12 protein-coding genes are annotated in these 13230 nt (G+C 47.1%); 1 reads left to right on the top strand and 11 read right to left on the bottom strand.

All coding sequences use genetic code 11. From position 1 onward, the window contains the following. The 10 genes from rplU to minC all read right to left on the bottom strand — a co-directional run bounded on the left by rplU (position 1) and on the right by minC (position 9665). Positions 1-312, bottom strand: coding sequence for a 50S ribosomal protein L21 (gene rplU / locus SPSPH_RS07360; RefSeq protein ID WP_075754622.1), 312 nt, complete (start codon positions 310-312; stop codon positions 1-3). A 251-nt stretch (positions 313-563) separates the two neighbouring features. Further along, positions 564-2000, bottom strand: a complete 1437-nt coding sequence (locus SPSPH_RS07355) for an Rne/Rng family ribonuclease (RefSeq protein WP_075754620.1) — start codon at positions 1998-2000, stop codon at positions 564-566. Positions 2001-2027: 27 nt separating this feature from the next. Continuing rightward, positions 2028-2738: a TIGR03936 family radical SAM-associated protein gene (locus SPSPH_RS07350; protein ID WP_075754618.1), complete on the bottom strand. Its 711-nt coding sequence runs from the start codon at positions 2736-2738 to the stop codon at positions 2028-2030. Beyond that, the gene (locus SPSPH_RS07345) at positions 2738-4597 is read right to left on the bottom strand and encodes a TIGR03960 family B12-binding radical SAM protein (protein ID WP_075754616.1); all 1860 of its coding nucleotides are present in this window, start codon (positions 4595-4597) and stop codon (positions 2738-2740) included. The genes SPSPH_RS07350 and SPSPH_RS07345 overlap by 1 nt, the downstream gene beginning before the upstream one ends. A 157-nt stretch (positions 4598-4754) precedes the next feature. After that, positions 4755-5627, bottom strand: a complete 873-nt coding sequence (locus SPSPH_RS07340) for a site-2 protease family protein (protein WP_075754614.1) — start codon at positions 5625-5627, stop codon at positions 4755-4757. 34 nt (positions 5628-5661) lie between these two features. After that, entirely contained in the window at positions 5662-6396 is a 735-nt protein-coding gene (locus SPSPH_RS07335; protein WP_075754612.1) for a M23 family metallopeptidase, read from the bottom strand. Positions 6397-6695: 299 nt separating this feature from the next. Further along, entirely contained in the window at positions 6696-7802 is a 1107-nt protein-coding gene (gene rodA, locus SPSPH_RS07330) for a rod shape-determining protein RodA (protein ID WP_075754610.1), read from the bottom strand. A 102-nt stretch (positions 7803-7904) separates the two neighbouring features. Beyond that, on the bottom strand, positions 7905-8180 hold the full coding sequence (gene minE, locus SPSPH_RS07325; RefSeq protein ID WP_075756011.1) for a cell division topological specificity factor MinE: 276 nt from the start codon (positions 8178-8180) through the stop codon (positions 7905-7907). 25 nt (positions 8181-8205) lie between these two features. Further along, positions 8206-8997, bottom strand: a complete 792-nt coding sequence (gene minD / locus SPSPH_RS07320) for a septum site-determining protein MinD (protein WP_075754608.1) — start codon at positions 8995-8997, stop codon at positions 8206-8208. Positions 8998-9008: 11 nt separating this feature from the next. After that, a complete protein-coding gene (gene minC, locus SPSPH_RS07315) occupies positions 9009-9665 on the bottom strand; it encodes a septum site-determining protein MinC (RefSeq protein WP_075754606.1) in 657 nt (218 codons plus the stop codon). A 270-nt stretch (positions 9666-9935) separates the two neighbouring features. Here minC and SPSPH_RS07310 point away from each other — a divergent pair, with 270 nt between their 5' ends. Beyond that, the gene (locus SPSPH_RS07310) at positions 9936-10904 is read left to right on the top strand and encodes a bile acid:sodium symporter family protein (protein ID WP_233138733.1); all 969 of its coding nucleotides are present in this window, start codon (positions 9936-9938) and stop codon (positions 10902-10904) included. Between the two features lie 479 nt (positions 10905-11383). Here SPSPH_RS07310 and mrdA read toward each other — a convergent pair whose 3' ends face one another. Continuing rightward, complete coding sequence (gene mrdA, locus SPSPH_RS07305) at positions 11384-13216, bottom strand: penicillin-binding protein 2 (protein ID WP_075754604.1); 1833 nt, start codon at positions 13214-13216, stop codon at positions 11384-11386. Positions 13217-13230: the final 14 nt, after the last annotated feature.

Here is a 13230-nt window from a genome sequence, read left to right as displayed (position 1 = left end):
TTATGCTTCAATTTTCGCAATGCGGACTTTAGTGAACGGCTGACGATGACCTTGGCGGCGGCGGTAATTGGACTTGGCTTTATATTTGAAAACCAGAATCTTCTTGCCTTTGCCATGGGCCACTACTTCAGCAGTAACTTTGGCATTAGCAATGAGCGGTTTGCCGATAACGACCTCGCCGTCCTTTACCACAGTCAGAACACGATCAAAATCAACAGTCTGACCTTCGGCAGCTTCGAGCTTCTCAATGTTGAGCACATCGCCTTCAGTAACGCGGTATTGTTTACCGCCTGTTTCGATAATAGCGTACATGTTTAGTTTGCACCTCCCCTGTGTTAGGACTCGCCGAATACGGTACCCGGAACTGCTTATAAACGCCCATCTGCGTTGTTGCTCTTGCGCGTGCTCCCTGCGACGTACTTCCCAGTACGACTACGGTCGCATGCTCATCGCGCCTAGCACCTGAGCATTTCTAAGCAGTTCCTAGTTTTAGTAGAACCTCTCCGTGCGGTGGTGTAGACACTGCCTACATCATCAAATAATATCATACTGGTAATAGTTTGTCAATCTGGTTTCCACAGCAAGGAAAATATCTCCGGATTGAGGTCGGCAACAGATTCTAGCGTAAGGCTTCTGGCTGTTTCCTCTTCCAGACGCTTGAGCTCACCTTGCTTTGTTAACAAGTCAGCTACCTGGGGATGGACTTGAATTAACAGCCTGCCGCCCGGCCGTGACCGTTTATTTAGCTTTCTTAAGTCCCGTTTAATGTCAAGCACTACCGTTTCCGGCGATTTAATGCGGCCTTTTCCCAAACAATACGGACATTGACTGTAAAGCATGCCGTTAATACTCTGCCTGGCCTTTTTCCGGGTCATCTCAACCAAGCCCAGGCTGGTAAAGCCTAACACATTGGATTTGGTACGATCCTTTTTTAATTCCAGCTCAAGTACGGCAAGCACGGCTGCCCGCTGCTCGGCTTTGTCCATATCAATAAAGTCAATGATAATGATGCCGCCAATATCCCGCAGCCTTAGCTGCCTGACGATTTGTGCCGCTGCCTCCAGGTTTGTCTGAAATACCGTTTCCGACAGGTTGGTCTTGCCGACAAATTTGCCGGTGTTCACGTCAATGACAGTAAGTGCTTCGGTATGATCAATGACTAAATAGCCGCCACAGGCTAATTCTACCCGCCGGTTACGCAGGCTGTCCAACTGGGTATCCAGGTTAAAACGGCTGAATATATCACTCTCCTGGCCGGTTGGTGTATACAAGCGAACACACTCTGCCAGCTCGGGCGATATATGGGTAAGTAAATCAACAACCCGGTTGTAAGCTTCCTGGTTATCAATAACAAACTCGGTAACATCCTCAGTCAGATAGTCCCTGACAATCCGCACAACAAGCTCGGCATCCCGGTAAATGAGCGCCGGAGCATTGCTGCGTTTAGCCCTGGAGCTTAATATTGACCACATGTTAGCCAAATAAGCCATATCTTTTATTAAGTCTTCCTCACCTTTGCCTATGGCTACCGTTCTGACAATGACTCCCATGCCGGCCGGACGAATTTTCTCGGCAATCTGACGCAGGCGTTCACGTTCGGGTTCTTCTTCAATGCGGCGCGAAATACCGATATAGTCGACGGTAGGCATCAGCACAATATACCGCCCAGGCAGTGTCAGACTAATGGTAGCCCGCGGTCCTTTGTCCCCCATGGCGTCCTTGGCAATCTGCACAAGTACATCCTGGCCGATGGTCAAGTGCTGACAGGCGGCTTGACGACCCGCATCCCCCATATATAAAAAAGCATTTTTATCCCGGCCAATATCCACAAATGCGGCCTGCATACCCGGAAGAACATTTTTTACTTTGCCTTTGTAGATATTGCCGACCAAATGTCCGCTTTCGCTGCGTTCCACCGATACTTCCATCAGCTCACCTGCTTCTAAAAGGGCCACCCTGGTTTCTTCCGGCATCACGCTGGCGATTATACTTTTACTCATACTTTATTCCTCTTACGTTCTCTCTACCTATAATTCCATAGGCGATAGCTGTACCCGGCCATCGCTTACAAACAGCCCGGTGCGATTAATTAAGGCATTGTCTTTATCAACAGGCAGCCCAAAACCGGCAATCAGCGCGTCAAGCACTTCAACCGGCTTAACACTGCCGCCAGGAGTAATCTTTATCGATAAGCCAAGGCTCATGACTTCCTGCTGGCTGTCGGCCACTTTCCTCACGGCAACCGGTGTGGCAAGATATTCTTTAATATCAATTTCACGCCGGCCTTTAGGCGATTGTTTACTATATATGACTTCAACTTCACTATTAAACTTTGCCAAGCTCGTTTCGACAGTATGCCAGTGCGCTCCTGGCGCCAGGGAAGCAACAACTTCATAGGTTGCCAAATTAACCACTGCCATCAGAGCTTTACTGCGCCCACCCACATATTTAGCGGCTTTCAGAGTAATGCCTGCAGGTAACTGGGGCTTCAGTCTTGCTGTTATCTGGTCAACACTGATTTCTTCAGTCAGTTCAAGCTCCAGATATTCGGCCTCACTGGTTACTCCCACCGCCAAAGCTGAAGCAAAAGCCAGCTTCATATGGGGATTAAAACCTTCCGAGTAGGCGGCCGGCAGCTTAGCCCGCCGAATGGCCCGTTCCATTGTACCGGCCAGGTCCAAGTGGGAAACATAGCGTATTTCATCACTTTTGGTTATCTGAAGCCGTAATTTAGCCATTATGCCTGCCCCCAATCCACAACGTTAACCTCAAGCTCCTGACAGACGCCACAGGCCATGCAGTTTTCATGACGGCAATCAGGGGTAAACGCAGCATCTTTCGCCGCCTGCCACTCCCGCGCCAGGAAAGACTTGTCCACACCTGCCGATAAGTGTTCCCATGGCAAATATTCCTGCAGCACCCGTTCCCGGTTGGCATAGAAAACAGGATCAATTCCTTCGGCAGCAAAAGCTTCCATCCACACAGCATAGTTAAAATGTTCAGACCAGCCGTCGAACTTGGCACCATTCTGCCAGGCCCGGAGTAGCACCTTGCCCAGCCTGCGGTCACCGCGGGCAAACACGCCTTCCAAAAAACTGGTGCGGGCATCGTGCCAGCTTAGCGAAATACTGCGGTCCTTAATGAGTGAGCGCAGCAGCTTTTGTTTGCGTTCAAGCTCTTCCACCGGGTTTTGGCCAAACCATTCAAACGCAGTGTGCGGTTTGGGGACAAAAGAAGAAACACTGACAGTTACCTTGGCCCCTTTGCGTCCTTTCAGCTGTTTATACAGATCAGCCACCCGCTGAGCTAACGCAGCAATACCTGCGATATCTTCATCCGTCTCGGTCGGCAAGCCAATCATAAAATAGAGTTTAATGGTTGACCACCCGGACTTAAAAGCAGCACTTACCGCTTCTGTCAGGTTTTCCTCGGTAACTCCTTTATTGATAACATCTCTGAGCCGCTGAGTCCCGGCTTCCGGCGCAAATGTCAGTCCGCTTTTTCTCACTTGCTGCACTTGCTTGGCCAAATCAATGGAAAAGCTGTCAATTCTCAGCGAAGGCAGCGACACACTTACTCCCTGCTCTTTAAACCGCTCAATAAGTTCAGTAATTAAATGACTAAGACAGGAATAATCGGCCGAGCTTAATGATACCAGCGAAATTTCATTATAGCCTGTATTGTCAATAAGCTGTTGTACATGATTGAATAGTGTCTCAAGCTTGCGTTCCCGAACCGGACGATAGATTACTCCTGCCTGGCAAAAACGGCAGCCGCGCGTACACCCCCGGAACAGTTCCAGCATGATGCGATCATGCACAATTTCAATAAAAGGAACAATCGGCTTTGTCGCAAATGTTATCTGATCAAGCTCTTGAATAACACGCTTAACAATAACGGCTTTCGCTTCCGGTATAAGCGGCTTAATCGCCTCCACTGCACCGTCAGCCTGATAATCTACCTCGTAAAACCGGGGAACATAGATTCCCTGCAGGCCGGCAAGCCGTTTTAGTATCCCCGTCTTGCCACCAGGCCTGCCGGCCTGTTTCCACTCAGCAATAGCAGCGGCCACCTCGGCGATAACCTCTTCAGCCTCACCAAGTATAAAAAAATCGACAAAATCAGTCATCGGCTCGGCATTAAAAGCACATGGCCCGCCACACACTACCAGCGGTTGACTTTCATCCCGTTCGGCAGCCAAAAGCCTAATGCCTGCCAAATCAAGCATATTAAGCACATTACTGTAACTAAGCTCATACTGTAAGGAAAAACCGATAATATCACATTGATCAACAGGCCGCTTACTTTCCAAGGTATGTAGCTTGATACCAGCGGTTCTCATTTCCGCTTCCATATCCACCCATGGCGCATACACACGCTCCGCAAACGTATCCGGACGGTTATTTAATACTTCATATAATATTTTGAGCCCAAGATTAGACATGCCCACTTCATACACATCAGGCATAGCCAGCACAAAATTTACGACATATTCATCAGGGGCTTTGCTAACACTGTTCCATTCATGACCAGTGTAACGGGCCGGTTTCATAACCCGGCTCAAAATCCCGGGACTGACAGGATCTAAAGAAGACATAGGTACCTCCAAAATATATTTCTGCAATAGAATTCAGACAAAAGCCAACGGCCGGCAGCGCGACAGCTATAAAAATTATTATCTATTCTTTGACTGGAAATATCAAGACTTATTTTTTCCATCTTGGCCAGATTTGAAACCTGACAAAAAGATGCGGCTACAAAAACTCTTTTATCCTGGCTCTTATCCCCTTTTTCAGGAGGCCCTCCCACACTTCGGTTTCTGTCAGCGCTCCGCACAATTTGAAATTTTGGTCAACAATATGCACAATATAATATTGCTCCGGGCCAAATAAGGCAATAACCTCACTGATAGCAGCATCCTCAATGGCTGTCAGATGTCTTGTCGGCATAATGCCGCAGGCAATGAGCTCAGCTTTTTTTCTGGCCAGGATACGCATGGTCCGGAATCCGGCCAGCGTGTTTTCCGTCCGGGCAGTAAGCAGCAAAAACCCGGCAGCTACCAGCATAGTCAAATTCACCGTATAATCAAGCAAAAAAATCAATCCTGCCAGCACGATCAGCAGACAACTTATGATATGACTCATGGTTACAACAATAGCTGTGGCAGCCCGGTAGTCACGTCTGCGGGTAAGAACAGCCCGCAAAATTCTGCCACCGTCAAGCGGTAATGCCGGCAGCAAATTGAAACCGGCCAACATAAGGTGTGTTTCGCCATAAAAATAAATCTCTTCCTGCCAACTGCCTGCCCCCCCCGCTGCGACATAACATAAAGCCGCCAGACCCAGGCTTGCCAGTGGTCCGGCGGCTGCTATCATTATTTCACTTACCGCCCCGGCATCGGTCAGGCGTTCTACGCGCGCCGTAGCGCCAAAAGGCAGCAATTCTACCTGCTTGACTTTATAACCTAAGCCGCCTGCCATCAGCATATGCGCCAATTCATGCAATAAAACGGCACTAACAATTAGCAGCGCTTTATCGGCAAGACCGGCAACAGCGAATACGGCAATCAGCCCCAAGAACCAATTATTTACTATGATTTCAACCCCTGCTATCTTCCCGGCCCGCATATTTCACATCCTTATCTGCCAGTATCGTGCGACACTACTTTATCCTCGACAAAGGATCAATCGCTTTGCCATTTTCCCGCAGTTCAAAGTACAATACGGACACGGCAGCTCCCGTTTTTCCAACCCGTGCCACCACCTGCCCCTGACTGATCTCATCACTTTCTTTGACTAATACATCGGTCAAGTGACCGTAGATTGTCTCGATATTCTGCCCATGGTCAATAATAAGGATTGTGCCAAACTGGACACTATCGGTAACGACTTTGACTTTGCCGGTAGCTGCTGCACGTACACTTGCTCCTGCCGGCGCAGCAATATCAATGCCTTCGTGGAATATATCCTGCTTAACCGCAGTATTGCCCTGCCAGCCATACTGCGTTACTATCTGCCCCTCTACCGGTTTGGTCATATAGCGCAATGGGTCGGCAGGACGGGAAATGGTTGTCTGCATTTGTTTCAACACAGGTATCCCGGATATATCGGCACCATTAGGCCAATGCCTGTTTATATACTCAATGGTTCTGGCTGTATAATAGACAAAATCAGTCTGAGTCGCCAGGACCTGACGAACAATACCTGTGACTTCCTGTCCAACTCTGGTATTGGATGCCTGGGCACCGTAAACCAGCGCAAATATCGCTAACGCTGCTATTATTTTTTTAAGCCAAGTATAGTCAGGTTCTTCTTCATAATAAGATTGCCAGGTTTTTTCCGTATTGCGGGCAGAAAAATTCCAGCGATTTTTTAAACGGTTCCATAGCTTTGTCATCCTAAACCCTCCATAAGTACCGGCTTAAGTGTTCTTATGGAATATATATGCTAAAACTACAGATTTATAACCAGCAGCAAAATTCCCTCTCCAGCAATGGCAGGCCGCTACCACACCAATCAGCAGCAAACCCAAATAAGAAAAACTGCTGGCGCGTAAAACTTATATAGGTTGTTAGAGCAAAAACAAACAGACAGGCTGTTTCAACATTCACAGCCTGTCTATGTACAATAGCACTACACCAAAGAAGTCGGCAGATGTCTGATGCCGGTGGGATAAAATATACCAATGCTTTGCCGTCAAAATAAAATTTTTTGCCTTCGCATGTAGATATTTAATAATATCCCGATACTGATCATATTAGTGGTCAGTGAACTTACACCGTAACTCATCAGCGGCAGGGGAATACCGGTAACAGGCATAATTCCCGCGGTCATACCAACATTAACAAGCAGATGAAAGGCTAACATCGAAACAATGCCTGTTGCCAGCAGTGTGCCGAAATTATCACGGGCACCACCGGCAATTTTGACTCCACGATAGAGTAAGATAAGGTACAGCAGCAAAATTATCACAGCGCCAACAAACCCCAGTTCTTCCCCAATCACGGCAAAAATAAAATCGGTATGATTTTCCGGCAAAAAATTCAGCTGGCTTTGCGTACCGTTAAATAAGCCTTTGCCAAACAACATGCCCGAACCAATGGCAATCTTAGACTGAATAATGTGGTAGCCTGAACCCAAAGGGTCCACATTGGGATCGATAAATACCGTTAACCGTTTTTTTTGATAATCCTTTAAAAAATGCCAAAAAATTGGCATAAAGGCAATACCTGCCCCAATAATAGACATTAAGAGCCGCATATTAATGCCGGCTACAAAAATCATTCCGAACAATATGGCCATAAATACCAGGGAAGTGCCAAGATCAGGCTGCTTTAACACCAGGATAAACGGTATGCCCACATAGACAAAAATCGGGATAATATCTTTAAAAGAATTAAGCTTACCTGTTCGTTTATCCAATACCTGGGCCAACCCAATAATCATAATCAGCTTAGAAAACTCCGATGGCTGCAAACTGATGGGGCCGATCTGAATCCAGCGCTGGGCGCCAAGCGCCGTTTGCCCGACAAACATAACGGCAAGCAGCATTATCAGATTAAAGATATACAAAAAACCTGAGAATCTTTCCAGTGACTTATAGTCAAAATTCAGCATGATAAAGAAAACAGCAATATTAGCCAGGACAAAAAAACCCTGACGCTGCACATACCAGTATCGGTCCTCACTGGGAGTGTTGATATGAGTAGCACTACCGATGATAACAAGACTTACAAGAATAAGCAGGGCAGTAACAGCGATCAGAATAAAATCTAAATTTCGCAACAGGCGCTGGTTAAGCATAACCTAGTGACCTCTCTCTAACAATATCTTATATATTATAATAGTATTTTCTGCCCGCGTCCAGTATGCTGCCGTAAGAGGCCGCCATCAATCTTACTTTCCCTACTCTCCCGGCATGGTCCGTTTCATGCGGTTTACCGGAATATTAGCAACCAATGCCACCTGGGTGTTAGTCCGGGTCAAATTTATTTCCATTTCGGTTTCATTAATATCCATATAGTTAGAGATAACTTTAATCATATCATCTTTTATAACTTCCATAAACTGTGGTGATACATTAACCCGGTCATGCACCAGAACAAATCTCAAACGTTCTTTTGCAATATTTTTCGAACCTTGCGCTTCTCGGCCAAACAGCTTTTGAATAAGTTCAAACAACATTTTCTCCTCCTAGACCCATTATTTACAATCCCAACACTTTTTTAAACTTGCCCCATAAACTCTCATTCGTCTCAAGAACCATGAGCGGAACATTTTCGCCTGTCAGGCGGCGCACGATGTTGCGGTAAGCCGTACTGGCCAGGGCGGAGTTGTTGACAACGGCAGGCTCGCCCCTGTTGGTAGATATGACAATGTACTCATCTTCAGGAATGATTCCCAATAAATCAACAGCTAAGATCTCGATGATATCGTCAATATCCATCATGTCGCCCTTTTTGACCATGAGTGGCCGGATACGGTTAACAATCAGCTTAGGGTTGTGCTTGCCTTCTGACTCTAACAAGCCGATAATTCTATCCGCGTCGCGAACAGCCGACACTTCCGGTGTGGTAACAATAATGGCGCGGTCTGCACCGGCAATGGCATTTTTAAACCCTTGTTCAATACCTGCCGGACAATCAATAATTACATAGTCAAATTCTTGCGCCAAGTCTTTGCATAACTGCTGCATTTGGTCTGGCGTAACGGCGTTTTTATCTCTGGTTTGGGCAGCAGGCAGCAGGTAGAGTGTCTCGTACCGCTTGTCCCTGATCAGTGCCTGCTTTAAGCGGCAGTTACCCTCAGTCACGTCAACTAAATCATAGACAATTCTATTTTCAAGCCCCATAACTACATCAAGATTCCTTAAGCCGATATCGGCATCAACTAAAACAACTTTTTTGCCCTGAAGAGCAAAACCAGTACCTATATTAGCGGTTGTCGTCGTTTTTCCTACGCCGCCTTTTCCTGACGTAATAACTATTACTTCCCCCATCTATGTACCTCCTATGTAATCTTTACATCGTCTGCCGGTCCAATCACAACAACTCCACCGTCAATCCGGGCTGTTTCCCGGTAGGCAGGCACATCCTGGTTGTCAGGTGCACGCGCAATAAGTCCGGCGATTCTTAGCTGGCCTGCGATTAGCTTATCAGCCGTAATAACCGCCGCTTGATCGCCGTTGGCGCCGGCGTGTGCTAAGCCTCTGCAGGTTCCCTGAACAGTAATATTGCCGCTGGCAATAATTTCAGAACCGGGATTAACGTCTCCCATAACGATGACAGAACCGTCAAATACTACCTTCTGACCGCTTCTGAGCGTTCTTGATATGATTAACGTTTGTCCGCCTTCGTTCTCCTGCCGGTATAGAGCAGCTTCCCCGCAGCTATTATCCTGAGGCGATATTTCGGGTGGCAGGGGCTCAGGCCGGTCATGTAAGGCAAGTCCATAACCGGCCAGCAGGCTGATTAGCTGCCTTCGTTCATCACCGGTTAATGTATTGGTGCCGGATGACACTTTGACGCCGGTGCTGCCGGTAAAAAAGTAGGCAGCCGACTCCAACTTTTCTTTTAACTGTTCCAATATGGCGGTAAAATCAGCCGTTTGGTTCAGTACCAATTCAAGGCCGTCTTTACTTCCTTTAAAAACTACATCCTCCCGCATATCTTCTCCTAAATTTTACCATAAATTATTACCCATATGTCAACTAAAATTCGCCCTATTTCCCAAATTTCCTGCAAACTATATACACAACATAGTAAAGCTTTTTGCAAGCACAGGTGTACCGGCAAACCTGTGCTTCCGGCGGGCAACGGCAAAGCGATACCAAACCGTATCGTTCTTATCAGGAGGCATATCCTGTTAACAGCTAAAAAGGGTATGTCCCATATAAGCTGGAATATAGTACTTTAGTATTGTATTGGAGGCTATAACGTGATTAACTTTTTGGCAAAAATTACTGCCTGGCTGGGACAGCATATGTTCTTTATCGTACTTTCCGGCCTGATAGCCGGGTTTTTAATACCGCTTCCCGATTCTCCCGCCCTGCGGGCGACCGTAGTTGGTTCCTTTGGTTATATGACGTTTGTTACCGCACTTGGTACAAGTTTAAAAGAATTTTTACGAGTCTTAAAAAAACCGGTTATTCCGCTCTGGATACTGGTATTAATACATGTTGTATCCCCATGTATTGCCTGGCTGGCAGGACTGTTCTTTTTCAGCGGCGATCCTTATACCCAGTTAGGCTATTTAATAGCCGCCTCCACTCCCATTGGTGTGACGTCTGTCATTTGGACGGCTTTAACCGGTGGCAGCGTGTCTGTTGCCCTGGTTGCCGTCACCCTTGATACATTGCTGGTGCCTGTCATGTTACCCTTTTTCTTTAAGGCCGTCATTGGGCAGACATTGCAAATTGATTACCTGCAAATGATGGTTCAGTTATTTGCGATGATTACCATCCCAAGTATAGCCGGTATGCTGATTCATGATCATGGCCGCAGCGATATGCTGCCCAAGTCGCTTAAGGTTATTGGCAATTTTATTGCCAAGCTGGCCTTCTTTGCCGTTATATTTATTAATGCCGCTTTAGTTGGACCAGATATCGCCTGGGACTTGTCGACCCTTAAAATCGTCCTGGTAACCATGTTCCTGGTGGCGCTGGGCTATGCCATGGGTTATCTGGGTTCTTGGGTCTTTAAAAACCGCTCACGTGAAGTGGCGCTGGCCATGATTTATTGTGTTGGCTTGCGTAATGCCAGTTTCGGCGTGGTGCTGGCTTTAACCTTCTTTCCCCATGCTGTCGCTATACCGGTAACTATGACAATTTTATACCAGCAGCCATTTGCAGCCATCATTCCTTACTTTTTTGGGTCTACAGGCAATAAAGACCAGGGTGCAACCTAAATATGGGGTAAGCAAAACCGCTGACGTAGTCCTTTGACTTTACGCATATCAGATAATTCAGGAATCAAGCGTCGCGGTCTTACTTTTGGCATCGCCCCAAAAGTAACAAAAAGTCTAGGCCCGAAGCCTCCAAAAGCTGAAAAGCCGGGTGGTATTCCTAAAATCCGTAAACTCGCTGCGCTCAAACAGTACGGATTTTTTAACGGAATACCACCCGGCTTTTCTCCTACGGAACGCTTTTTCCGGCAATGGCCGAGGAGGTTACGGGGGTTACCGACGCTTCCTGGCCAAACGTCAATAGTACTGAGGCGCGGGCGGCTGTTATACACAAGCGGAGGTTAAGCACCAGCGTCGCAGCGTTGTATGACGGCCGCCCGCGCCGGGCTTTGTGTTGGCGAACCAAACTTATAAACTCTGTTAAACTAAAAAAACATGAAGCTAGACTGATAAAGTCTAGCCCCATGTTTTCTTTTATCTGGTTATAACGCCGTCTGCGGCCGGTATATTTTAGCCGCTTCAGCCGGAGTCTGGTTAATATTAAAAGCTGCTTCCATAATTTTTTTGGCAATAGGTACTGCCGATGATGAACCAAAACCGCCTTGTTCAACAATAATAGCAACTGCCACCCGCGGATCTTCATAAGGACCATAGCCTACAAACCAGCCATGGTCACTGCCATGAGAATTTTCCGATGTACCTGTTTTTCCGGCAATGGCAACAGGAAAATCTCCAAACGCAGTGGCCGCAGTACCACCTTCCTGGGCAACTTCCCGCAACGATTCCTGGATAAGAGTCCAATTGCTCTCGGCCAGAATCACCTGACCTGTTTTTTCCGGCTCAAAGGTTTTTATAACCTCGCCATTAGGGCCGGTAATCCTGCTAACCAGTTGCGGCTTATAACGCTGACCGTCGTTGGCAACCTGACCAATAACCACAGCCATTTGGAGCGGCGTTGCCAATTGAAAGCCTTGCCCAATGGCAGCATCAAAGGTCTCTGATAAATACCAGTCTTCTCCATACACTTTTTCTTTATACCGCCGGTTGGCCACCAGACCGTCCGATTCCCCCGGCAAATTGATTCCGGTATAGGCACCCAAGCCAAACATGCGGGCAAACTTTTCCAGATTATCAATACCCAACCGATTACCCATCTCATAAAAGTACACATTATCCGATTTAGACAAGGCTTCACGGAAGTTAATCCATCCCAAAGCTTCCCCCATAGCATTACCTTTGGGGATAATCCAGTGCGTGCCGGTATCAAGGATTTTTTCTTCCGGTGTTACTTTTCCAAGCTCTAATGCCGCCGCACCGGTAATAATTTTAAAGGTTGAGCCTGGCGGATATACACCGGCTATCGCTTTGTTATCCATCGGGTGATGCGGATTCTCGTTAAGTAATTTCCAGTCTTTACTGGAGATACCGCCATTAAATGCATTAGGATTAAAGGTCGGACGACTTACCATGGCCAAAACTTCCCCGGTCTTCGGGTTCAAGACTACGGCAGCGGCGGCTTTGGCATTGGTGTAGCCTGCTTTGGTCTGCAGATAAATCAGCTGTTCATCAATGGCCGCTTCGGCCGCCTTTTGGATTCGCTGATCAATTGTCAGCACTAAGTTATTGCCAGGTATCGGGTCCTTCTTGCCAATTACCTGTACCGGACGGCCATTAGCGTCAACCTCCACCTGGTTGCCGCCGTCAGTACCGCGAATTTCTTTGTCATACACTCTTTCTAAACCAAATTTGCCGACAATATCTCTCGCTTTATACCCCTGGGCTTTGCCGCTTTCCAGCTCTGTCTCATTAATCTCGCCGACATAACCAAAAATATGAGCGGCAAGCTCATTATTAATATAATTTCGCAGCGGCTGAATTTCAATAACAACCCCAGGCAATTCTGAGCGCCGTTCTTCAATTTTGGTAACAATTTCAGGACCGACATCGGTTTTGACCCGGATAGGTTCAAATGAGCCGGTTTTCTGAGATAATTTCCCTTTAATCTCTTCTGCATTGAGGTTAAGGATAACAGCCAGCTTGCCGATAACTTCATCGGGAACCGGCCCGTTAATGGGCAGTAAAGATATGGTGAAACCCGGACGATTCGATACCAGCATTACGCCATTCCGGTCATAAAAAACGCCCCGTGGGGCCATAATGGGAATAAGCCTGATGCGGTTGCCGTCAGCCAGCTGTCCGTAGTATTGACCTTGTGCCATTTGCAGATAGCCAAGACGAGATACTAAGGCAACAAATATGAAAATGATAATTATACCAAAAATCTCTAGTCTGCCATATTCACGTTTAGCAAGCATCCGACAATCTCCCT

The sequence above is a fragment of the Sporomusa sphaeroides DSM 2875 genome (genome assembly GCF_001941975.2).
In the GTDB taxonomy this organism is placed as follows: domain Bacteria; phylum Bacillota; class Negativicutes; order Sporomusales; family Sporomusaceae; genus Sporomusa; species Sporomusa sphaeroides.
This window is presented reverse-complemented; position numbering and strand designations above follow the sequence as displayed.